At 56.7% G+C, this 21723-nt stretch carries 21 protein-coding genes; 16 read left to right on the plus strand and 5 right to left on the minus strand.

Features of this window, described 5'->3' with window-relative positions:
• The first annotated feature begins 357 nt into the window (after window positions 1-357).
• From AC2TEM_RS15935 to AC2TEM_RS15965, 7 genes are read left to right on the plus strand one after another with little or no spacing between them, the layout of a single operon-like run.
• Entirely contained in the window at window positions 358-1596 is a 1239-nt protein-coding gene (locus AC2TEM_RS15935; protein ID WP_480790562.1) for a hydroxymethylglutaryl-CoA reductase, read from the plus strand.
• Window positions 1593-2504 carry a UbiA family prenyltransferase gene (locus AC2TEM_RS15940; protein ID WP_170424931.1) on the plus strand — a complete coding sequence of 304 codons (912 nt, stop codon included), beginning with the start codon at window positions 1593-1595 and terminating at the stop codon, window positions 2502-2504. Before AC2TEM_RS15935 ends, AC2TEM_RS15940 begins: the two co-directional genes overlap by 4 nt.
• Window positions 2501-4957, plus strand: a complete 2457-nt coding sequence (locus AC2TEM_RS15945; protein WP_170424928.1) for a PEP/pyruvate-binding domain-containing protein — start codon at window positions 2501-2503, stop codon at window positions 4955-4957. Before AC2TEM_RS15940 ends, AC2TEM_RS15945 begins: the two co-directional genes overlap by 4 nt.
• Window positions 4950-6050: a DUF3419 family protein gene (locus AC2TEM_RS15950; RefSeq protein ID WP_170424925.1), complete on the plus strand. Its 1101-nt coding sequence runs from the start codon at window positions 4950-4952 to the stop codon at window positions 6048-6050. Before AC2TEM_RS15945 ends, AC2TEM_RS15950 begins: the two co-directional genes overlap by 8 nt.
• A complete protein-coding gene (locus tag AC2TEM_RS15955; protein ID WP_170424922.1) occupies window positions 6047-7378 on the plus strand; it encodes a hypothetical protein in 1332 nt (443 codons plus the stop codon). Before AC2TEM_RS15950 ends, AC2TEM_RS15955 begins: the two co-directional genes overlap by 4 nt.
• Window positions 7375-8220 carry a hypothetical protein gene (locus AC2TEM_RS15960; RefSeq protein WP_170424919.1) on the plus strand — a complete coding sequence of 282 codons (846 nt, stop codon included), beginning with the start codon at window positions 7375-7377 and terminating at the stop codon, window positions 8218-8220. The genes AC2TEM_RS15955 and AC2TEM_RS15960 overlap by 4 nt, the downstream gene beginning before the upstream one ends.
• A complete protein-coding gene (locus AC2TEM_RS15965; protein ID WP_170424916.1) occupies window positions 8213-9634 on the plus strand; it encodes an AMP-binding protein in 1422 nt (473 codons plus the stop codon). Before AC2TEM_RS15960 ends, AC2TEM_RS15965 begins: the two co-directional genes overlap by 8 nt.
• A gap of 265 nt (window positions 9635-9899) precedes the next feature.
• Here AC2TEM_RS15965 and urtE read toward each other — a convergent pair whose 3' ends face one another.
• The 5 genes from urtE to urtA all read right to left on the minus strand — a co-directional run bounded on the left by urtE (window position 9900) and on the right by urtA (window position 15864).
• Window positions 9900-10595 (minus strand): urea ABC transporter ATP-binding subunit UrtE, encoded by a 696-nt coding sequence (gene urtE, locus AC2TEM_RS15970; RefSeq protein WP_170424913.1) that lies wholly within the window; start codon window positions 10593-10595, stop codon window positions 9900-9902.
• Window positions 10596-10598: 3 nt separating this feature from the next.
• Window positions 10599-11339 carry an urea ABC transporter ATP-binding protein UrtD gene (gene urtD, locus AC2TEM_RS15975; protein WP_170424910.1) on the minus strand — a complete coding sequence of 247 codons (741 nt, stop codon included), beginning with the start codon at window positions 11337-11339 and terminating at the stop codon, window positions 10599-10601.
• Window positions 11336-12565 carry an urea ABC transporter permease subunit UrtC gene (gene urtC / locus AC2TEM_RS15980; RefSeq protein ID WP_480856303.1) on the minus strand — a complete coding sequence of 410 codons (1230 nt, stop codon included), beginning with the start codon at window positions 12563-12565 and terminating at the stop codon, window positions 11336-11338. Before urtC ends, urtD begins: the two co-directional genes overlap by 4 nt.
• A gap of 3 nt (window positions 12566-12568) precedes the next feature.
• Window positions 12569-14521 carry an urea ABC transporter permease subunit UrtB gene (urtB, locus tag AC2TEM_RS15985; protein ID WP_170424905.1) on the minus strand — a complete coding sequence of 651 codons (1953 nt, stop codon included), beginning with the start codon at window positions 14519-14521 and terminating at the stop codon, window positions 12569-12571.
• A 62-nt stretch (window positions 14522-14583) separates the two neighbouring features.
• Window positions 14584-15864 carry an urea ABC transporter substrate-binding protein gene (gene urtA, locus AC2TEM_RS15990; RefSeq protein WP_170392782.1) on the minus strand — a complete coding sequence of 427 codons (1281 nt, stop codon included), beginning with the start codon at window positions 15862-15864 and terminating at the stop codon, window positions 14584-14586.
• A gap of 443 nt (window positions 15865-16307) precedes the next feature.
• Here urtA and AC2TEM_RS15995 point away from each other — a divergent pair, with 443 nt between their 5' ends.
• The 9 genes from AC2TEM_RS15995 (at window position 16308) to ureG (ending at window position 21656) form a co-directional block, all read left to right on the plus strand.
• A complete protein-coding gene (locus AC2TEM_RS15995) occupies window positions 16308-17075 on the plus strand; it encodes an urease accessory protein UreD (protein ID WP_480790561.1) in 768 nt (255 codons plus the stop codon).
• A gap of 1 nt (window position 17076) precedes the next feature.
• Complete coding sequence (locus AC2TEM_RS16000) at window positions 17077-17379, plus strand: urease subunit gamma (RefSeq protein WP_170424902.1); 303 nt, start codon at window positions 17077-17079, stop codon at window positions 17377-17379.
• A gap of 14 nt (window positions 17380-17393) precedes the next feature.
• Complete coding sequence (locus tag AC2TEM_RS16005; protein WP_170392785.1) at window positions 17394-17555, plus strand: peptidase M23; 162 nt, start codon at window positions 17394-17396, stop codon at window positions 17553-17555.
• Window positions 17552-17857 carry an urease subunit beta gene (locus AC2TEM_RS16010; RefSeq protein WP_170402578.1) on the plus strand — a complete coding sequence of 102 codons (306 nt, stop codon included), beginning with the start codon at window positions 17552-17554 and terminating at the stop codon, window positions 17855-17857. Before AC2TEM_RS16005 ends, AC2TEM_RS16010 begins: the two co-directional genes overlap by 4 nt.
• Window positions 17857-19566 (plus strand): urease subunit alpha, encoded by a 1710-nt coding sequence (gene ureC, locus AC2TEM_RS16015; protein WP_170424899.1) that lies wholly within the window; start codon window positions 17857-17859, stop codon window positions 19564-19566. Before AC2TEM_RS16010 ends, ureC begins: the two co-directional genes overlap by 1 nt.
• A 121-nt stretch (window positions 19567-19687) precedes the next feature.
• Window positions 19688-19912 carry a DUF1127 domain-containing protein gene (locus AC2TEM_RS16020; protein WP_170424894.1) on the plus strand — a complete coding sequence of 75 codons (225 nt, stop codon included), beginning with the start codon at window positions 19688-19690 and terminating at the stop codon, window positions 19910-19912.
• 28 nt (window positions 19913-19940) lie between these two features.
• The gene (gene ureE / locus AC2TEM_RS16025; protein ID WP_170424891.1) at window positions 19941-20393 is read left to right on the plus strand and encodes an urease accessory protein UreE; all 453 of its coding nucleotides are present in this window, start codon (window positions 19941-19943) and stop codon (window positions 20391-20393) included.
• Window positions 20377-21030 carry an urease accessory UreF family protein gene (locus AC2TEM_RS16030; protein WP_170424890.1) on the plus strand — a complete coding sequence of 218 codons (654 nt, stop codon included), beginning with the start codon at window positions 20377-20379 and terminating at the stop codon, window positions 21028-21030. Before ureE ends, AC2TEM_RS16030 begins: the two co-directional genes overlap by 17 nt.
• Complete coding sequence (ureG, locus tag AC2TEM_RS16035; RefSeq protein WP_170392791.1) at window positions 21027-21656, plus strand: urease accessory protein UreG; 630 nt, start codon at window positions 21027-21029, stop codon at window positions 21654-21656. Before AC2TEM_RS16030 ends, ureG begins: the two co-directional genes overlap by 4 nt.
• Window positions 21657-21723: the final 67 nt, after the last annotated feature.

Consider the following 21723-nt stretch of genomic DNA (forward strand, 5'->3'; position numbering starts at 1 on the left):
ATGAACCGAGTAGCTCGCCGGTCATAATGTTTGATGCGAGATCTAGTTGTACCTCAGGTAAAGAGCAAGGCATCTGAAAAGCACCCCCAGTTTGAACGCTTAGCGTTTAGTTTCAAAAGGGTTACACTCCCTTTTTGCGATGCGTGTCGTGCCGAGATCATCGTCCTCAGGCTTACCGGTACTTTCAACTGCGACAAATGCGAGACCCTTTGGGATCAAACACTTGATCGATGAACATTTGACTGGATTTCGATCAAACGACTGATAACTTGCCTCGCAGCGGTTTTTGGTTGCAACAGCGTTGCACAGAAAATCTATTGGAGCGCGCTATTGGTAATTCCGTTTCATGTCCGGGAAATGCTTCAACGCATAAAAGCACGATTTGATGCTGACCAGATACCTCAGCAGATGGCGCCAAGCGATGCAGAGTTTTCAACCTTACGCCCATCTCGCAAGCCGACCAAGGAGATGGTCGCACGATTCTGGGAAAAGTTGAAACCAACGGCCAGCGACAAGGATCAGGCACAAATTGCAGATTCGGCGGCTATCGAAGATGCCGAGACCTATGGCGCCAATATCGAGAATTTCATCGGGACGGTTAAGCTTCCAGTCGGGGTTATTGGCCCCTTACGCCTGAACGGAATGAACGCCAACGGCGACTTTCATGTCCCCCTCGCAACAACCGAGGCAGCGCTGGTCGCATCTTATGCCCGGGGCGCCTACGCCGCCACTCGGTCGGGCGGTATCAGTACCGCTGTTTTATACGAAGGCGTGCTGCGGACCCCGGCCTTTGTGTTCGATAGCCTGCTAAGAGCGGGGCAATTTGTGGATTGGGTGGTGACCAATGTTGACAGGCTCAAATCTGCGGCCGAAGCGACGACCCGTCATGGCAAGCTTGTATCGCTGGAGCCATTCATTGACACCAACGTCGTTTTCCTGATTTGCCGCTATACCACTGGTGATGCTGCAGGTCAGAACATGGTGACCATCGCCACCGACGCCCTTTGCCACGCAATCGCGAATAGCTGTCCTGTTGCGATTGAGAACTGGTATGTCGAAGGTAATTTCTCGGGCGACAAAAAGGCCTCGGCTCTGGGGCTGGTGACGGGGCGCGGGCGGAAAGTCAGCGCCTCGGTTACGCTTCCGGCTGAGATTGTCGAAAAGACGCTGGGCACGACGGTCGAGGCGATGCTGGACTATGGCCGTGTCGCCAATCTGGGCGCACATTTGTCTGGCCAGTTTGGCGCACAGGCGCATTATGCCAACGGGCTGGCTGCGTTCTATATCGCAACCGGACAAGACGCGGCCTGCGTTGCCGAAAGTGCAATGGGCGTCACGCGTATGGAACCTAGGGGCGGCAATCTATTCTGCTCGGTCACGCTTCCGAACATCCTTGTCGGCTCGGTCGGCGGCGGAACCGGTTTGCCAAGCCAGGCAGCAGCGCTGAACATACTCGGTCTACGGGGCAGCGGGTGTGGCACGGCTTTGGCCGAAGTTGCTGCGGCCACGTGTTTATGCGGCGAAATCTCCATTGTCGCCGCGATTGCTGCCGGTCATTTCACCCGCGCCCATGAAAGTCTGGCCCGCCACAGATGAGCTTTCAGAACCGATTTTGGATTTACCAATCCGAGCGCTTTCCGCTTAAGAAAACCGTCCCCCTGCTGCTGGTGTTTTCCTCGGCCAGCATTTGTGTGTCTGCCCGTCTGGCAGATCGCCCCTTGCCCGAGTGGCCTGCCTTTGCCGCCGGTTTTGTGCTGGCCATGGCGCTGTTCTTCCAGATGCGGGTCTGTGACGAGTTCAAGGACGCCGAGGATGACCGACGTTACCGGCCCGACAGGCCGATCCCACGCGGATTGGTCTCACCAGGCGAAGTTTTGAGCTTGGGCTTACTGACCATTCCAGTTGCACTTGCGGCTTCCTGGTTCTGGCACCCGTCGGTTTTGTGGCTGTTGGGCGCGGTTTGGATCTGGCTCGCTGCGATGACAGTTGAATTCGGTGTCCCGGCCTGGCTGAAGGCCCGGCCGGTTCTGTACCTGCTAAGCCACATGGCAATCATGCCCTTGATCGATCTATTGCTGACTGGCCTCGAATGGCTGCCGGCAGGCGGCGCAGCACCCTCACTATGGCTGTTCCTGGCGTTGTCCTTTGTGAATGGCTGCGTCCTTGAGATCGGGCGGAAATTGTGGGCGCCCGAAAACGAGATTGAAGGGGTCGACACCTATTCCTCCCTATGGGGTCCGCGCCTAGCAGGACTTATCTGGATCGGCTGCGTTCTGCTATCCTACGCGCTTCTCGTCGGCACAGGACGCGCCACCGGAGTTGGCTGGCCAAGCGCCCTGATCGGCGCGCTGGCGCTGGTCTCCTGCGGGGTTGCTGCATTCCACTACAGTCAGACACCCACTGTGAAAGCACAAAACAGGATGGACACTGTTTCCGGTCTGTGGGTATTTTTCTGCTATGCCACGGCTGGTTTCCTACCCTACCTGATCGGAGCCGTAGCATGACTTTCATCGTCGACCAAATGGATGCCAACGACATCTCTGTGGTTGGAGGCAAAGCGGCAGCCCTGTCGCATCTGACACAGCACGGGTTTTCCCCGCCCGCATTCTTTGTCATCACAAATGACGCGTTTCGTATGGGGCAATCGGGCCCGATCGCGCAAAAAGGCCTGCGACTGGCTGTGTCCACCGCGCTTGAAACACTCGGGTCCGGGCCTTACGCGGTACGCAGTTCTGGCCAGTCCGAAGATGGCGTGGACCACAGCCATGCAGGACAATTCGCAACGGTCCTGAATGTTCCCGGCAGGAGTGTAATCGCGGCGGCCAAGCAGGTTTGGCAATCCGGTTTCTCATCAACGGTCGAAACCTACCGCGCGGTCAAATCCGGCGGCGAGGCCGAGGCCCCCGCGATCATCGTGCAACGCATGATCGATGCCAAAGCGGCCGGTGTCGCCTTTTCTGCCGATCCGGTCAGTGGACGGCGCGATGTGGTCGTGATCTCAGCGATTGACGGGCTTGCAGAGCAGCTTGTGTCGGGGGAAGCGGACGGAGAAGACTGGGTCATCGATGCAGATGGCGTACCGGAAAGCGCTCCTGACGCCCCTGCACATTTGACCGTCACGGAGGCGCGATCCATCGCGGCCCTCGCCCGAAAGGCCGAGGCGTTATTCGGTTCTCCTCAGGACATCGAATGGGCCATTGATGCGCAAGGGCTGCATATTCTGCAGGCCCGCCCGATCACCACGGCCCTGCGCCCTGCCCCGCTCGAAGATCAGACGCTTACCATTTTCGACAATTCCAATATCGTCGAAAGCTATCCGGGCATCATCAGCCCGCTGACTTATTCCTTTGCCCTGCACGTGTATTCTCAGGTATATCGAGCTTTCGTTAGGCTGCTGGGCGTGTCCCGGCACACGGTCGCGCGGAACCCCACTGTGTTTGACAATTTACTGGGGCGGGTGGACGGGCGCGCCTATTACAATCTGATCAACTGGTATCGCGCGCTGGCACTGTTGCCCGGGTTTTCGCTGAACCGCGACTATATGGAAACGATGATGGGCGTTTCTGAACCGATGCCGCCTGAGGTCACGGATGCTCTTGCCCCGCCCCCCACCACCGGCTGGCGCAAGATCGTGGAGTACGCGAAACTGGCCAAGGTTGCGGGCGGCCTGATCTGGCAGGCCATCCGCCTACCGCAGACCCGGCGTGAATTTTACCGCAGGCTGAACGACATATTACAGACGGGGCTGAACGTGGATGCCTCTAACGCGACCCAACTGGCTGCGGAATACCGGCGCATTGAAAGCACTCTGCTGGATCGGTGGGATGCCCCGCTGATCAACGATTTCCTGTGCATGATTGCCTTTGGCAGCTCGCGCAACCTGCTGCAAAAGTGGCTGGGCGAGGCCGGGTTGACCCTGCACAACGACCTCATGATCGGGCAAGGTGATATCGTTTCGGCGGAACCCGCGCAACGCATCGCCCGGATGGGAGAGTTGGTTCGGCAGGCAGGGCTTGCCGCTCCTTTGAAGACCAATGCACATCTGTCGGTTTTGTCAGGACACCGACAAATCGAAGCCGAGGTTGATGCGTATCTTGAGAAGTTCGGCGACCGGTGTACGGAAGAGCTCAAGCTGGAAAGCGTTCCGTTGCGCGATGACCCGACCAGTCTGTTGCTGGCCATTGCAGCCAGCGCTGAACGTCCACCTGCCGGGCGTAAGGACGGCGATGAACCGGACTGGAAGGCTCTGTTTCCGTCAAACCCACTCAAACGGTACTTCGCCAAATGGATTTTAGGCTGGACCAAGGCGCGGGTGCGCGACCGAGAAAACCTGCGCTTTGAACGCACGCGCATATTTGGTTATGCGCGGCGCGTGTTTCTGGGCATCGGCCGCGAATTCGCTGCGCGTGACCTGCTTTCATCGCCAAAGGATGTATTCTTCCTGACAACACATGAAGTTCTCGGAGCAGTCGAAGGTTATAGCCTGTCACCTGATCTGAAAGGCATCGTTGCGCAGCGCAAACTGGAAGACGAAGCCTCGTCCCGACGCCCAGATCCGCCGGAACGCATCGAAATCCGTGGCCCCGCCATCGCCCCGGTTTGGTCCGAGAACGCAGAAGCGGAGGCGGACACTGCACGGATGAAGCAGGGCACGGGCTGTTCCGCAGGTCAGATCAAGGCGCGGGCGCGCGTGATCCGCGACCCGCGCACCGAGGCCTTAAACCCCGGAGATATACTCGTGGCGCGCCACACCGATCCGGGCTGGATCGCCGTATTCTCGAACGCATCCGCCATCGTCGTCGAACGGGGATCTCTGTTGTCACATTCTGCGATTGTCGCACGCGAACTAGGTATCCCCTGCGTGGTTGGCCTGAAAGGCGCCACCAACTGGATCGAAGATGGTGAGATGATCCGGGTCGACGGGGCAAGCGGTGCGGTGGAACGCTGCGATGGGTAGCAGTGAGATTGAGAAAAAGGCGGATTTCGACCATATCCGCTATGCCCAACTGTGGGAAGACGCGGATGTTCTTACCTCCGCCTTGGGCGATTGTGCGGGCAAGACATTGGTCTCCATCTGCTCTGCCGGGGATAATGCGCTGGCAATGCTGACACTCGATCCCGCGCGCATTGTCGTTCTGGATCTTTCACCGGCCCAGATCGCCTGCCTTAAGCTCAGGATCGCGGCCTATAAAGTGCTGACCCATCCCGAATTCATTGAACTCACCGGCTCGCGGCGAAGTACCCGACGGGGCGCATTGCTGAACCAGGTTTTGGAAGCCACAGATGCCGAAACGCGCGCTTTCTGGCGGACTCTGATCACGGAAGTCGAAAAACACGGCATCGGTGGCGTCGGCAAGTTCGAGCGCTATTTTCGCATCTTTCGAACTTGGCTACTGCCTCTTGTGCATTCACGCCGAACGATTGACGCAGTGTTTGTACCCCGCTCGCCCGCAGAGCGACAGTCGTTCTTCGACACACGGTTCAACACGGTGCGATGGCGTCTTTTGCTGAACATCTTCTTCTCTCGCCTCGTCATGGGCCGCATGGGCCGGGACAGTGCGTTTTTCGACCATGTAGAGGGTAGCCCGGCCCAACATGTCGCCCGCCGCATCCGTCATGCGGGAGTCACCACCGATCCCTCGCAAAATCCCTATCTGCACTGGATTCTCAAAGGCGATCATGGCGACGCGCTGCCGATGGCGTGGCGTTCCGAGCATTATGAGACAATCCGATCCCGGTTGGATCGTCTCGACATCCGCCTTGGATCGCTTGAGGCTTTTGTGTCAACCGACGAAAAAGCCAGAGGATTCAACCTGTCCGACATCTTCGAGTACATGTCGCCCGAGACCTTCCATCAGGTTTACGGGTCGATCCTGACCGCTGCGGAGCCAAATGCCCGACTAGTCTATTGGAACATGATGGCACCCCGGAGGGTTCCGCCGGAATTCAGAAACAAGGTTGAAACCCTGACCGAAATCGAAACACAGCAGAAGGCCCGCGACATGGCATTCTTCTATTCGGATTTCGTCGTCGAAGAGTTTCAACCGTGACTGTTATTGGGCAGATTCTGCTGGCGGCGGGGTCGGTGCTGGCTCTGGTCGGCGTAATGATGATTATACGCAATCTGGCTAATACGGCGGGCCTGAAACCCGAAGTGCAGCGCAAGCTTATGCATGTCAGCACCGGCCTCTTTGCGTTGCTGCTGCCCTGGTTGTTTCCCGATCGCTGGCCGGTTTACATGCTGATTGCGGCCACAATCCTGGTGATGCTGGTGCTACGCCTGCCTCGTTTTTCGTCGGGTCTGGGTGCAACTTTGCATGGTGTGGATCGTACGTCCTACGGCGACTTTCTGCTCGCCCTGTCAGTTGGGCTTTGCTTTCTGCTAGCCGGGGAAAACACGCTGTTCTACATACTGCCAATCGCCGTTCTGACACTCGCGGATGCAGCCGCTGCGCTTGCCGGGACCACGTATGGAACCAAACGCTACGTGGTAGAAGATGGCGATAAGAGCTTAGAAGGATCAGTGGTGTTTTTTGTCGTAACACTATTGGTTGCGATCATCTGCTTCTTGTTCTTATCGAAACTCCCGCCATCTAACATCATGATGTTGTGCCTTATGGTTGCGGCTTTTGGCACATTGGTCGAGGCACAAAGCTGGCGCGGGTTTGACAACCTGTTCCTGCCGCTTGGCTTGTTGATTTTCCTAAACGGCCACTATTTCAGCTCTTTGGCAGAGCTCGCCCTGTTGGCCGCCATGTTCTTTGCCGCCCTTGCCAGTTTCGGCGTAGTGGGAACCAAACTGGGCCTGACCAAACATGCGACCCGTGTCTATGTTGTCGCGGTTTTTTTGCTGCTGGCCGCCGCAAAGCTGCAGAACACAGTACTGCCGATCATGGTTCTTGCCGCACATGGCTGGGCGCGTACCGCTTCTCCTTGTGACAGTAAGTACCCCGATCTGGATATCATAGCCGCCTTGGGGCTTTTGGGGTTCGGTTGGCTTGCGGCTGGAAATGCAACGGGATGGGATGCGGTTTCCTTCTTTGGGCTCAGCGCGATGGGGCTGGCTATGGGCCTCGCTGCTGTGGCGCTGCGTCCCATTCCTATTGTGATACCACTTGCTGCGGCTGTCCTGTTTCTTATTCGGACATGGGCTGTTTCCCAGAATTCTGAACAGTCGAACTGGGCCGAGCCGCTGACGGTACTGGTCCTGTTCTCATTAGCTTGTTCAGTCGCTGCGCCGTTGCTCCGACCACATTGGTTCGAAAAAGATAGGGTGCTCAGGCTGACGCTATTGGCCCTCGCGCCGCCGTTGCTTTACTACGTTTGGATCGTTGCTGGATCGCTAAGTGCTGGGTTCTTTGCCGGAGTTTTTTCATGACCAAAGAGATCATCAGAACGGCGGATGCAAAGCTGACCGTTTATCTGAACGGTCCGAACTGGGAAGGCGCGCGCGCCGCGACCTTCGGCGATTTTTCCTGCAAAACGTCCGAAGCCGGTGCCGAAATCCTGCGCAAAGGGATCGAGAGGGTGCAAGACGCAGGCCTGGATCGCATCATCGGGCCGATGTCAGGCGATACCTGGCACAGTTACCGGTTCGTCTCGGACAGCGACGGGTCCGCTCCGTTCCTGATGGAGCCCACCAACAAACCGCATGAGCTTGAGGTGTTCCGATCCGCAGGATTCACCGAGATCAGCCGCTATTTCTCGGCTCGGGTGTCGCTGCAAGCCGCAACCGGGTCAGCACCGCCGGAAAGCGACGGGTTCGTGGTGGAAGAGTGGGACGGAACAGACCCCGAGGCGCTGTTTCGTCAGGTCTTCGACCTGTCAACTCGCGCATTTTCCGGCAACGCGTTCTACAAACCGATATCCGAGGCAGATTTCCTGGCCATGTATATGCCGGTTGTGCCGATGATGAAGCGCGAGCTGATCCTTTTTGCGCGCCGCCATGACGGGACATTGGCCGGGTTTCTGTTTGGCATTCCCAATTATGCCGAAGGCCCCAATCCGGCATCCGTAATCCTCAAGACCTATGCAAGTCTCGAACCGGGCGCCGGACGGCATCTGGCTCACCGGTTTCACAAGGCGGCGCTCAGGATGGGGTACGAAACCGCCATTCATGCGCTGATCCATGATGACAACACCTCCGCCGAGCGCAGTGCAGCGGAAGGTGCGACAATATTCCGGCGCTATACTTTGCTTGGACGGAAACTGAATGGCTGACCTGCTGTCCCAATTCGCCGCGGCGGTTAAACGGGTTCCTGACCGGACAGCCATAGTGGACGGCAAGGGCCGCGAGATCACCTTTCAAACCCTGCGCACGCGCGTTCAGCACTTGGCAGGTCGGTGGCAGGACAAGGGTATCCAGTCAGGTGATCGCGTGTTGTTGGCCATGCCTGTCAACGCGGACCTATATGCGAGTCTGGCTGCGCTTTGGACCCTTGGCGCAACCGTTGTCTTACCAGAGCCAGCCTTGGGGCTGGCCGGTCTGCGCCACGCCGCCCGAACAACGAAGCCAAAAGCGTTCTGTGCAGCGGGTGCGTATTCTTTGCTGAAGTTTCTGGTTCCGGATCTCTGGGCCATGCCCCTGCTGACGCCTGGTAAAAGCCGCAGTAACCCGGTGGCGCAAAAGGTACAACCGGACGATATCGCCCTTATTTCCTTTACCTCTGGTACAACCGGCCTGCCCAAGGCCATTCCGCGCTCACATGCGTTTCTGATGGCGCAGCACGATGCCATCGCACCCCTCCTCGACAGCCGCAAGGCCGAGCGCGATCTGGTGGCCTTTCCGGTGTTCACCCTGATCAATCTGGCGGCCGGGCGCACAAGTGTTCTGCCCAACTGGAGGTTCAGCAAGCCGGACCGCCTGTCGACAGTGCAGTTGGAAAGCTGGCTCCAAACGCAACAGATCACCCGGGCCCTCATCCCACCATCGCTATGTGAAAAACTGGTTCAATCCGACGATACCGGTCCGTTGCACACGGTGTTCACCGGCGGCGGTCCGGTGTTTCCGAGTCTTGTCGAGGCGTTGAGAACCCGGCACAGTCTGTCGGTTGTGTGCGTCTACGGGTCGACTGAGGCTGAACCGATTGCCCATCTTGACGCCGCGGATATCACGGTGAAGGATCACCACGACATGGCTGTTGGAAGGGGTCTACTTGTGGGATACCCGGTGCCCGAAATCACGCTCCGCATCCGCGACAATGAAATTCAGGTCGCCGGCGCACATGTGAATGACGGGTATTTGGACCCGACCCAATCAAAGAACAACAAAATCGCAGAAGGTGGTGTCATATGGCATCGGACCGGTGACGCTGGCACGCTGGATGATGACGGGCGTTTATGGTTATGGGGGCACGTCGGGTCCGAAATTGAAGTCTTTTCAGGTACGCTCTTCCCCTTTGCTATCGAAGTCGCGGCACAGCGATGGCCAGGCGTAGATCGATGCGCGCTCGTCAATACCAAAGCAGGCCCCACACTTTGCGTCCAAGGTTCCGCGGATCACATCGACGATTGGAGTGAATCTGCGCTTGGTTTTGGCGTTCCAAATGTGATTTCGATTAAGAACATCCCTATGGACAAGCGTCATGCCTCCAAAGTCGATCGTACGAAACTTGCACGCATCATAGAAACCTGACGCAATATGGCTCGTAGGCCACTGAGCCTGCACGCCACTACCCAAATTGCGATACAAATTGGGAGAAAGGCCAAGCATAACCTCAGTACGATATGAAGTCCTTCACTTGATCAAAACTATTCTCCGCTCAAGGCAGGGGTCAGAGAACGACGGTATCTCAAAAGGAAAAACTGTTAGTACTTAACATGTTCGTAGGGTCAAACTATATCCCGAACTAAATCTGGATTTCATCCTTCAATTCCGAAACCAATTTCAAGTATCAGCACTAGACTGTTACAGCCTGCAGCAACTCACCGCGTGTCACGTCTTCCCTGGTGCCGTTGCTTATGACTTCTCCTCGTCGCAACGCAATAAATCTGTCGGCAAGTTCATAGGCGAAGTCAAAGTATTGCTCCACTAGAATGATTGCCATTCCTCTCGTGGTTCTGAGGTGTCGGATGACTTCGCCTATCTGTTGGATGATGTTGGGCTGAATACCTTCGGTCGGCTCGTCCAACAGAAGCAATCGCGGTCGTGTTATCAATGCCCGTGCGATCGCCAGCTGTTGCTGCTGACCGCCAGAAAGGTCACCTCCGCGACGGTTTTGCATCTGTTTGAGGACCGGGAACATATCAAATATATCACCTGGAATGAAATGTTCGCTGGCAGGCAGACAGGCATACCCCGTTTCAAGATTTTCGCGAACTGTGAGCAAAGGAAATATCTCACGACCTTGTGGGACATAGGCCACACCTTTCCACGCCATTTGATGAGCAGGCAGGACGCCCAGAATTTCCCCGTCCAGTTCCAGACTGCCGCCCGATCGCGGATGCGTACCTGATATTGCTTTCATCAGGCTGGTTTTCCCGACACCATTGGTCCCCATCACGCAAGTCACTTCACCTTGTCTGGCTTCCATGGAAATCCCGTTGAGGATTTGCGAATGCCCATAATGCAAAGTCAGATCTGTTAGCTTCAGCATTATTTAGCGCCCTAGATATACGTCGATGACGTCCTGGTTAGATGTCACGTGATCAAGACTGCCTTCAGCCAAGGCGGACCCTTCGTGTAAAACGGTGACTTTGCAATTCAGGCGTCGGACAAATTCCATATCGTGTTCCACCACAACAACGGCACGGGTTCTGGCGGCTTGTACTAGCAAGTCGGTGGTGTGTTCGCGCTCCTGCGGTGTCATGCCAGCGGCAGGCTCGTCCACCAGCAAAAGTCGTGGCTCCTGAGCCAGCAGCATGCCAATTTCCAGCCACTGCTTTTGACCGTGGCTCAGTTCACCAGCTTTGCGGCTTAAACTCTGATTCAGACCGATTTCGACAGCCAGATCTTCAACTTTTTGCAAATCGTCAGTGGAGGTTCGATAGAAAAGCACGTGAAGCCAGCCACGTTTGTTCTGAAGCGCCATCAACAGGTTTTCCTGCACGGTCTGGTCTTCGAAAACCGTAGGTTTCTGGAACTTCCTTCCGATCCCAGCCTGCGCGATCTTTGCCTCGGACAGCCCCAACAAAGATACCGATTTCTCCCCCCAGATGACACGTCCTTCATCGGGCCGGGTTTTACCTGTAATGATGTCCATGAACGTGGTCTTGCCTGCCCCGTTTGGGCCGATCACGGCGCGAAGCTCGGCCTCGCCGATCTGAAACGACAAGTTGTTGATAGCACGGAAACCATCGAAAGTGACCGAAACGCCGCTAACCTCAAGCAAAGTGCTCATTCGATGGCCTCCTTCTCGCGCAGAGCGCCGTCATCCGGTCCCAGATTTGCCCCATGCCTGTCCGGGTGGCGGCTGTCGGTCCACAAGTCGAACAATCCTCCGATGCCCTGCGGGGCGAACAACGTAACCAACACAAAAGTTATGCCCAATAGCACCTGCCACCAGTCGACCCATTTGATCGTGTAAAATCCAAGCGGAATATCCGGGGCCTGCCCGCCCGTGAACCACGTGCTCAGAAGACTGACAAAAGCTGCACCAATTACCGCACCATACAATCGGCCTCGTCCACCGATGGCGACCCAGACGGCCAAATAGATCGAGGCGATGGGGGCCATTTCCTCGGGATTGATGATGCCTGCTTGCGGGTAATAAAGCGCGCCGGCAATGGCCGCGATACAAGCAGTCAGGGTGAAGACGGCCAGCTTGAATACCTCGACTGAATAGCCAAGGAAGCGCACCCGTGCCTCGTTATCGCGAATGCCGCGGATGACCGAGCCGAACTTGCCTGACACGATCCAGGCTGCCAGCATATAGCCCAGACCCAAGGCCAGCGCCGAGGCCCAGAGGAACCAGATCGACACCACGTCCTGCGAGGCGGTGACACCCGGCAGGTTCTGCAGGCCGGACAAGCCGTTGTTCCCACGCAACCCGCTGTCGTTCTGAAACAGATACAGTGCCAGTGCCAACGTCATCGCCTGTGTCAGGATCGATAGGTATACACCGGTGACACGGCTCCGGAAAGCCAACCATCCGAAGACCAGCGCCAACAGACCCGGGACCAGCACAACCAGGATCAGTTGCAGGGTCAGGCTGTGGGAGAACGACCAGATCAACGGAAACTCCGACGATCCGACAACGCCAAAGACTTGTGTTCCAATCGCGTCCACCACTTCGGACGACGTCGGTGGAATTTCGGCCTGTGCCAGCGAGTCGACCACGATCAGGCGGGTGCGTTCGTACATCAGCCACATGCCGATCATGTAGCCCCCCAGCCCGAAGAAGGCGAAGTGACCCAGTGACAGGATGCCGGTGAAGCCCCAGACCAGATCCATCGCCACTGCGATCAGGCAAAGGCACAGGGTTTTGCCCAGCGTTTTGACGAAACTGGTCGAGATTACACCGATCCCGAATCCCTCGGACAGGATGGTTACGCTCAGGGTGAACAGGGACAGGATGGCAAGAAAGACCAGCACGGATGGGTTCTTGGCGATAAAGCTGCGTTCCATGGCTCAATCCCCCGCCGCGCGACCCTTGAGGGCGATAATGCCCCGCGGCCGAAACTGGATGAAAATGATGATGAAGATGATCATGTAGGTTTGGGCCGCGAGGGTGTTCGACGGGTTCATCCACTCGATCCCCTTCTGCAAGAAGCCGATCATGCCCGCACCTGCAAGCGCGCCCCAGATGTTACCAACACCACCCACAACCACTGTCATGAAACTTTGCACGATATAGTCGCTGCCCAGATCGGACGTGACCTTGGCGAATAGGCCAATCGCGACCCCGGCGATGCCGGCAATGCCGGAGCCAAGCCCAAAGGTCAGCATATTCACTCGCCCGGGATTAATCCCCATTGACGCCGCCATGCGCGAGTTCTGCGTTACTGCACGCATCTCAAGCCCTAGCCTCGTCCGCTTGATGATGTAGAGGAAAAGTCCCAGAAAAATAAGCGCCAGAACGAAGATCGCAATGCGGATGTAGCTGATTGAAACCACGTCATTCAGCATCCACGAACCATCCAACCAATCGGGAGCAGTCAGCGGGCGCGCCTGCGTGCCAAAGATGTTCTTGGCCAGTTGCTGTAGGGCAATTGAGATGCCGAACGTCGCCAGCAACGTCTCTAACGGGCGAGCGTAAAGCCAGCGGATCACCAACCGCTCCATAGCGACGCCCATCGCGAAGGTGACGGCAAAAGCCATTGGAATAGCAACCATGATCGAAAGCGTATGATCAGGGATAATCTGCTGCACCACGTAGCCGGTATAAGCACCCATCATGATGAACTCGCCATGGGCCATGTTGATCACGCCCATCACGCCGAAGGTGATGGCCAGACCGATGGCGGCGAGGAAATAGATCGACGCCAGTGAGATCGCGTCCAGCGTCAGGTCGAGTGTTTGGCTCAGGCCGACCTTCAGTTCGATCTGTTGCAGGGCTTTCTCTGCTGCTTCAGTGACCTCGGCAGACGGCTCACTGTAGGTTTCGAAGAATACATGCGTGTTAACTGCAGCGTTGACATCCGCGTTCGTGACCAAGGCTGGCACAGTCCCCGCCTCTGCCAGAGAGGTATACGCACGCGCGCGCATTGCATCTGAATTCAGCTGTGCGACGGGAGTACCACCTACACGACCACCTTCTATATTGGCCGCCAGTGCCGATCTGATATCTTCCGCCGAAACACGCGGTGCGGCCAGGTTTCCTGCAACGAGCAAGTCATATGCTTCGTCAGACGTTAAGGCGTCTGACCCCGCTTCAAGAATAACGGCGACGTTCAGGTCCTGGGGCAATTCGGTAGCGGCTTGGCGGGCAGTGACGAGCAACGGGTTCAGAGCCGCACGAACGTCTACGCCCAGATCGCCGGACATTTCTTTGATCGCCGCCACGCGGGCTGCGGTATCTTCGTCAAAACCAATCGTCAGCAACCGTTCCAGCCGCTGCTTTTGCGCCTTCAACTCTGCTTCGGGTTCATCCCCTATCGAAGCGCGAAGTGGCTCCAAGAGTGCACTTTCGGGATCACGTTGGATGGATTGCAATGCGGCCAGACGTTTTGCGCGATCCGGATCGGTCAATTGAAACTGGACCAGAGCGGTCCCGATCATCGCGCGGATACCGCTGTTGGGCTTCAGCTGCCTAAGCTCGGATTTCTCAAACGTACCGACGACTTCTCCGGTATCGAAGTCGGTCAATTCATACGACCGCCCCTCTCCTTTCTGGCCAGAAAAGAACAGACCGTCCGACTTGCGCATCCACATGTTCTTGGCCGCCCATGTCTCAAGCATCACTTGCGCCTGAGGCAAGCCGCTTGACGCAATCGCATCAATCGCCGGTTTGATCGTCTTGCGCGAGCTTTTGGCGATGATCTCCTGATGCTCTTGCAGGATCGGTTGCAGACCGACCTCTTGTGCGTTGGCAGTCAGGCAGGCGCACAGGATTGCGAGGCCCGCAAGGAAAAGTCGTACCATGTGGTGAAACCCGAGTGTATTTTGTGGCAAGGCGGGCAAACAAACCCGCCTTGCGTGGTCTGTTAGTAGTTCGACAGGGTCTGAACGCAGGTCTTGGTCTCGGTGTTGTACATACCGCAACCCAGCTCTTTCCAATCCGAGACGAGCACAGCCGACTCCGGCAGGAAGTCGGTCCAGGCGTCACCCGGCACGACATCAGTCTCACTGATGATATCGAACTGGCCGTCTTCCTGAATCTCGCCGATCAGAACCGGTTTCGCGAGGTGATGGTTCGGCAGCATCACAGCGGTGCCTCCGGTCAGGTTCGGGAATTCCTGCCCATACATCGCGGCGCGCACGGCATCGACCTCGGTCGAACCGGCCTCGGTCGCGGCGTTTACCCACATGTTGAAGCCGATGTAATGCGCCTCCATCGGGTCATTGGTCACACGTTCATCACCCATGGTGGCTTTCCAGGTGTCCACAAATTCCGCGTTGGCCTCAGTATCCGCCGACTGGAAGTAGTTCCAAGCGGCGAGGTGACCGACGAGGTTGGTGGTGTCCAAACCGGACAGTTCTTCCTCACCGACCGAGAAGGCCACGACCGGAATGTCATCTGCCGAAACACCAGCCGCTGCCAATTCCTTGTAAAAACCAATATTGGCGTCACCATTGATGGTCGAGATCACACCGACTTTTTTACCATCCGCGCCCAGCGCGACCACGTCCGCCACGATCTTGGACCAGTCGGAATGGCCGAAAGGCGTGTAATTAACGAAGATATCTGCTTCCGCGATACCTTTTTGCTTCAGATAGCTTTCCAAGATATTGTTGGTGGTCCTGGGGTAGACATAGTCTGTGCCGAGCAGAGCGAATTTCTCGACCCCCAGTTCCTCCAGGAAATAGTCCGTGGCGGGGATGGCCTGTTGGTTCGGAGCAGCACCGGTATAAAAGACGTTTTTAGAGCTTTCTTCGCCCTCATACTGGACCGGATAGAACAGAAGACCGTTTAGCTCCTCGATCACTGGCAGAACCGACTTGCGGCTCACCGAAGTCCAATTGCCAAAGATTACATCCACCTCGTGGACGGTTAGCAGCTCACGCGCTTTTTCGGCAAACAGAGGCCAGTCAGAGGCCGGGTCGACCACGACAGCTTCAAGCTGTTTACCCAGCAGACCGCCCTTGGCGTTTTGCTGGTCAATCAGCATCAGCATGGTGTCTTTCAACGTCGTTTCCGAGATCGCCATCGTACCGGAAAGCGAATGCAGCACTCCAACCTTGATCGTGTCTTCGGTCGACAAGGCGGCGGTGGCCATGACAGCAAATACTGCCGATCCGGCGAGTGTGGATTTGAGCGATTTCATGTGATCCTCCTGGCGGGGCCGGGAGAGAGGGCTTGCACAAAGGCACACTCTTCTTCTACCTGATCCCCGCAACTGTTGTTGCGTTCCGTGTGGCGGTTGTGTTCGAGGTCCAATTCGCGCAGCCGTCACACACCCCCGGGTCATCTCCGCGGTGGCACCCATACGGTTTCTGCATCGCAGCAAGCTTGGCAACTTACCTTTAACCCAATTCGGAAAATCGGCGCGATCCGCCTATTTTTTCATCCAAGACCGAGGTCGCTGTCTAAAATTTAGCCGCGCGATGTCGAATTAAGCAGATTTCGACTCTGTAGATTAGTGTTCCGCCCCTTCAACAGAGAAACAAGTGGCACCAATCAAAGCTCCAAAGGTGCCCTATTACCCACGTTGCAGCCATATTGCCCACGCACAGTGCTATTCCACCGCGCGCTGCAGGTGCCGTCAGTTTGAGTACCAAGCAATTGGGTGACAGGACGGTGCTGAACAAGTTTCGCCAGTCCGGGTCTTATAAATGTCTGTTCCCCAGAACCAACACACCTGATCTTGACGCGGTTCTTCTTAACACGGCAGGCGGCGTAACCGGAGGCGACTCATTTCGACTTTCCGGTAAGGCAGCAAAAGGAACGGCGCTGACTTTGACAACACAAGCCTGCGAGCGCGCCTACAAGGCCAAGCCGCAAGAATGTGGCCAGATTACCAATCATCTGACTGTTGAGACTGAAGCCCGGCTGAACTGGTTGCCGCAAGAGACTATTCTGTTCAATGGCAGCGCTCTGGAGCGACGCCTGAAAATCGAGATGGCGCCAGATGCCGAGATGCTGATGGTAGAGCCGCTGGTCTTCGGCCGCATTGCGATGGGCGAGACGCTGATCGATATCCGTCTAAACGATCGGATCGAGATACGGTACCAAGGAAAAAAGGTGTTCCTTGACGCGATCCAGTTCTCGGGTGATTGGCACAAACATCTGTCCAAACCGCATATTGCAAACGGCGCGGGTGCGATGGCGTTGATCGTCTTTGTATCGGGGTCAGCCGAAGGTCATCTGAATGCCATTCGTCAGATGCTGCCCGACACCGCAGGTGCGACTATGATCCGCAATAACCTGTTGGTTGCTCGTGTTCTTGCCGAAAACAGCTTTGCCCTCCGTGGCACATTGATGCCGATCTTACGTCGGTTGAACAAAGACACGCTGCCTCGATGCTGGATGCTTTGACATGAACCTGACCCCTCGCGAAAAAGACAAACTGTTGGTCGCCATGGCCGCCGAAGTCGCCCGCAAACGGCTGGACCGCGGCGTCAAACTGAACCACCCCGAGGCGATCGCCCTGATCACCGATGCCGTGGTCGAAGGTGCACGCGATGGGCGTTCAGTTGCTGACATGATGCAAGCCGGGGCCGAGGTGATCACCCGAGAGCAATGCATGGAAGGTGTGCCCGAAATGATCCACGAAGTTCAGGTCGAAGCCACCTTTCCAGATGGCACCAAGTTGGTGACCGTCCACCACCCCATTCGCTGAAAAAGGAAACCAATATGACACGCATGCTTTTCCCCGCCCTGATCTTCGCTGGCCCGGCAGCCGCCCATAATGGAACGCATATCCACGCGCACGGCACCGATTATGCGGCGATGGGCGTTGGGCTGGCGGTTGTTGCGCTGGCTGCTGTCGCGCTGATCACAAAGCTGAACAAATGATCCCCGGGGAGCTGTTCCCGGCTGATGGTGAAATTACCCTGAACCCCGACACTGATGCGATCACTTTGATGGTCGCCAATACCGGCGACCGCCCGGTTCAGGTCGGCTCACACTACCATTTCGCCGAAACCAACCCGGCGCTCGACTTTGACCGAACTGCCGCGCGTGGCCTGCGCCTGGACATTGCGCCAGGCACCGCTGTGCGGTTCGAACCGGGGCAGGCCCGCGAAGTTTCGCTGATCCCGATCAGTGGTGCGCGCAGGGTCTACGGCTTCAATCAAAAGGTCATGGGGGCACTCTGATGCCAGCAAAAATCAAGCGCTCAGACTACGCCGCGATGTTCGGTCCCACCACCGGGGATAAGCTGCGGCTGGCCGACACCGATCTTGTGATCGAGGTCGAACGTGATCTGACCAGCTATGGCGAAGAGGTCAAGTTTGGTGGCGGAAAGGTAATCCGCGACGGGATGGGGCAATCTCAGACCACGCGCGCCGAAGGCGCTGTGGATACGGTCATCACCAATGCTCTGATCGTTGATCACTCGGGCATCTACAAGGCCGACGTTGGCCTGAAAGACGGGCGGATCGCCAAGATCGGCAAGGCGGGAAACCCCGATACACAACCCGGTGTCGACATCATCATAGGACCCGGAACCGAGGCCATTGCTGGCGAGGGTCGTATCCTGACGGCAGGTGGGTTCGACAGTCATATCCACTTTATCTGCCCGCAACAGATTGAAGACGCACTACATTCCGGCCTGACCACCATGCTGGGCGGTGGCACAGGTCCTGCGCATGGGACATTGGCCACCACTTGCACCCCCGGTCCATGGCATATCGGGCGGATGTTGCAAGCGGCGGATGCTTTCCCAATGAATCTGGCCTTTGCGGGTAAGGGCAACGCTTCGCTGCCTGCCGCGCTCGAAGAACAGGTCAAAGCCGGAGCCTGTGCCCTGAAACTGCACGAGGACTGGGGAACCACCCCGGCCGCTATTGATTGCTGCCTGTCGGTGGCCGACGCGATGGACGTGCAGGTGATGATTCACACCGACACGCTCAATGAATCAGGCTTTGTTGAAAATACCGTGGCGGCCATGAAGGGTCGCACTATTCACGCTTTCCACACCGAAGGCGCAGGCGGAGGCCATGCTCCGGATATCATCAAGATCTGCGGCGAGAACCACGTTCTGCCGTCCTCGACCAATCCCACGCGGCCCTTCACCGTGAACACGGTTGAGGAACATTTGGATATGCTGATGGTCTGTCACCACCTCGACAAATCCATCCCCGAGGACGTGGCCTTTGCCGAAAGCCGCATCCGGCGTGAGACAATCGCAGCCGAGGATATACTGCACGACATGGGCGCATTCAGCATCATTGCGTCTGACAGTCAGGCCATGGGTCGGGTCGGAGAGGTTTTGATCCGCACGTGGCAAACCGCTGACAAGATGAAGAAACAGCGCGGGCGCCTGCCCGAAGAAACCGGTGAGAACGACAACCTTCGCGTCCGTCGCTATATCGCCAAATATACGATCAACCCTGCTATTGCCCATGGGCTCAGCCACGAGATCGGGAGCATCGAGGAAGGCAAACGCGCTGACCTCGCCCTTTGGAACCCGGCCTTTTTCGGCGTGAAGCCCGAGATGGTTCTGCTAGGCGGCACCATAGCCTGCGCGCAAATGGGCGATCCCAACGCGTCGATCCCTACACCGCAGCCGGTTTATAGTCGCCCAATGTTTGGCGCTTACGGACGGTCGGTGGAAAACTCGGCGATCACATTTGTCTCGCAGGCGGCCCATGCAGATGGGATCGGTGATACACTGGGATTGGCAAAGCAAACCGTCGCCGTCCAAAACACACGAGAAATTGGCAAGCAGGACCTTCTGTTGAACAACGCGACACCGCATGTCGAGGTCGACCCGGAAACCTACGAGGTGCGTGCGGATGGCGAATTGCTGACTTGCCAACCCGCCGAAACGCTGCCGATGGCGCAACGATATTTTTTATTCTGATCAAAAAATGTGCTGCGTTGCGGCGGGTGCAAGGCAGCAATGACCAAATACGCACTTCTAAGTGAGGCCAATATGACAGATATAAAAACCCATGGGAGGACCAACGTTTACGAGGGTCCAAATGGCACACTCAGCAACACATACAAACACGCGCTTTTCGCTAGCCGGTTTAATCGTATCCATCGGGTCGTCAATTTACTCGGCCCTGATCAGCTTAGCCGAAGCTCAATCTCGCGTCCGGCAAGTCGAATTCCTGCAATCGCTCAGCGACGAAGAGCTGAAAAACCGCGGTCTGACGCGCGAACGGATCGTGCACCGAGTGTTCTCGGACTCAATCTGGCTCTGACTATTCCCGCTGCAGAGGAGGTGATGGAATGACCGCCCTGCTCTGTACTGCGCGCCAGTATTCGGATCACACGCATGGCGATCCGGCAGACTGTCTCTCGTTGACCTACGACGACCGTTTTTTGCGGCGTAAGGTTCTTACCTGCGAAAGCGGCGAACAGATTCTCATCGATCTCGCGCAAACGACCTCACTGAACCACGGTGGCGCGTTGGTTTTGGACGACGGTCGCGAAGTGGAAATACAGGCAGCACCGGAAGTGTTGCTGGAGGTAAAAGCACCGGACCTGACACGTATCGCCTGGCATATCGGCAATCGGCACACGCCTTGTCAGATAGAAAAGACCCGCCTGTTGATCCAGGTCGATCACGTCATCCGTGATATGCTTCTTAAAATCGGAGCAAAAGTGCGAGAGGTGAATGAACCATTCACCCCCGAAGGCGGGGCCTATGGCCACGGCAGGACCCATGGCCACACTCACTGACGCCGACATCCTGACGCTGACACAATGGTTGTCCCCTGCCTATCCTGTTGGGGGGTTTGCCTACTCTCACGGGCTTGAAGCTGCGATTGACGGGGGAACTGTCGCGAATTCTCGGGATACTGAAGCCTGGATTTCAGATGTGCTGGAACATGGCTCTGGGTGGAATGATGCTGGGTTCGTTGTGGCGGCCTTCAACGCGCATGACAAAGAAGAACTGATCAACGTCGATATCGCGGCGCGCGCCTTTTGTGCGACATCCGAAAGGCTCATGGAAACCGAGTTGCTGGGACAGGCCTTCGGAAACGTCACCAAAGGTGTCTGGGAATTGGACCTTGGGCAATTCACCTACCCCGTCTCGATTGGACGGGCTGCAAGACTTCAAAACCTTCCCTTGCTGCTGACGACCAAGATGTTTCTGCAAGCTTTCGCAAGCAACCTTGTCGCCTGTGCGACGCGCCTGGTACCACTGGGACAGACCGAGGCGCAGCGGTTGATCCGCCAGCTGACACCGTTGTGCGCCCAGATTGCTGAAAGGGCAAAAAAGGCGAGCCTGGATGAGTTAAGCTCTACCGCGTTCTTGGGGGACATTGCGGCCATGAAGCACGAAACACAATATTCGAGGATTTTCCGCACATGACCAGTATGAACGGCCCGCTTCGCGTAGGTATTGGAGGCCCAGTAGGAGCCGGAAAAACCACTTTGACCGCCGCCTTGTCTGAAGCGCTGCGCGATGTCTGTTCGGTGGGAGTTATTACTAACGACATATATACGCAGGAAGATGCCGAAGCGCTGATGCGCATGCAGGTCCTGCCGCGGGACAGGATCATCGGCGTCGAAACTGGCGGTTGCCCGCATACAGCAATTCGCGAAGACGCCTCGATCAATTTGGCCGCCGTCGCCGAGATGCAGACACGTCATCCGGATCTCGATATTGTTTTGATTGAAAGCGGAGGCGACAATCTATCAGCCACATTCAGCCCGGAACTGGCGGATCTGACCATCTACGTGATCGATGTCGCTGCAGGCGAAGAAATACCCAGGAAAGGCGGGCCGGCGATTACGAAATCAGACATCCTCGTAATCAACAAGACCGACCTTGCACCGCATGTTGGCGCTTCGCTGCAGGTTATGGAACGTGATGCGAAAATGATGCGTAAAGGAAGGCCATTCTTGTTTTCGTCACTTCGTCACAGAAGCGGGGTCGACGCAATTGTGGATCTGCTTGTGAAAGGCGGAGGTTTAAGAATTTCGGAAGCGAATTAGTCCCAGAGACGAAGAGGCTAAGATAGCTCGCCAATTAGCCCATTCCCAAGCCCTTTACACCAGTGCT

Source organism: Ruegeria sp. HKCCD3925, from assembly GCF_057221175.1.

What these genes read in the sequence shown, in the direction of transcription:
- ureC (WP_170424899.1), top strand. Translation starts at nt 17,857, where the DNA reads ATGCCAGCAAAAATCAAGCGCTCAGACTACGCCGCGATGTTCGGTCCC.
- AC2TEM_RS16020 (WP_170424894.1), top strand. Translation starts at nt 19,688, where the DNA reads ATGGCACACTCAGCAACACATACAAACACGCGCTTTTCGCTAGCCGGT.
- AC2TEM_RS15935 (WP_480790562.1), top strand. Translation starts at nt 358, where the DNA reads ATGCTTCAACGCATAAAAGCACGATTTGATGCTGACCAGATACCTCAG.
- AC2TEM_RS15940 (WP_170424931.1), top strand. Translation starts at nt 1,593, where the DNA reads ATGAGCTTTCAGAACCGATTTTGGATTTACCAATCCGAGCGCTTTCCG.
- AC2TEM_RS15965 (WP_170424916.1), top strand. Translation starts at nt 8,213, where the DNA reads ATGGCTGACCTGCTGTCCCAATTCGCCGCGGCGGTTAAACGGGTTCCT.
- AC2TEM_RS16000 (WP_170424902.1), top strand. Translation starts at nt 17,077, where the DNA reads ATGAACCTGACCCCTCGCGAAAAAGACAAACTGTTGGTCGCCATGGCC.
- AC2TEM_RS15960 (WP_170424919.1), top strand. Translation starts at nt 7,375, where the DNA reads ATGACCAAAGAGATCATCAGAACGGCGGATGCAAAGCTGACCGTTTAT.
- urtB (WP_170424905.1), bottom strand. Translation starts at nt 14,521, where the DNA reads ATGGTACGACTTTTCCTTGCGGGCCTCGCAATCCTGTGCGCCTGCCTG.
- AC2TEM_RS15945 (WP_170424928.1), top strand. Translation starts at nt 2,501, where the DNA reads ATGACTTTCATCGTCGACCAAATGGATGCCAACGACATCTCTGTGGTT.
- AC2TEM_RS16010 (WP_170402578.1), top strand. Translation starts at nt 17,552, where the DNA reads ATGATCCCCGGGGAGCTGTTCCCGGCTGATGGTGAAATTACCCTGAAC.
- AC2TEM_RS16005 (WP_170392785.1), top strand. Translation starts at nt 17,394, where the DNA reads ATGACACGCATGCTTTTCCCCGCCCTGATCTTCGCTGGCCCGGCAGCC.
- ureE (WP_170424891.1), top strand. Translation starts at nt 19,941, where the DNA reads ATGACCGCCCTGCTCTGTACTGCGCGCCAGTATTCGGATCACACGCAT.
- urtD (WP_170424910.1), bottom strand. Translation starts at nt 11,339, where the DNA reads ATGAGCACTTTGCTTGAGGTTAGCGGCGTTTCGGTCACTTTCGATGGT.
- AC2TEM_RS16030 (WP_170424890.1), top strand. Translation starts at nt 20,377, where the DNA reads ATGGCCACACTCACTGACGCCGACATCCTGACGCTGACACAATGGTTG.
- urtC (WP_480856303.1), bottom strand. Translation starts at nt 12,565, where the DNA reads ATGGAACGCAGCTTTATCGCCAAGAACCCATCCGTGCTGGTCTTTCTT.
- ureG (WP_170392791.1), top strand. Translation starts at nt 21,027, where the DNA reads ATGACCAGTATGAACGGCCCGCTTCGCGTAGGTATTGGAGGCCCAGTA.
- urtE (WP_170424913.1), bottom strand. Translation starts at nt 10,595, where the DNA reads ATGCTGAAGCTAACAGATCTGACTTTGCATTATGGGCATTCGCAAATC.
- AC2TEM_RS15950 (WP_170424925.1), top strand. Translation starts at nt 4,950, where the DNA reads ATGGGTAGCAGTGAGATTGAGAAAAAGGCGGATTTCGACCATATCCGC.
- urtA (WP_170392782.1), bottom strand. Translation starts at nt 15,864, where the DNA reads ATGAAATCGCTCAAATCCACACTCGCCGGATCGGCAGTATTTGCTGTC.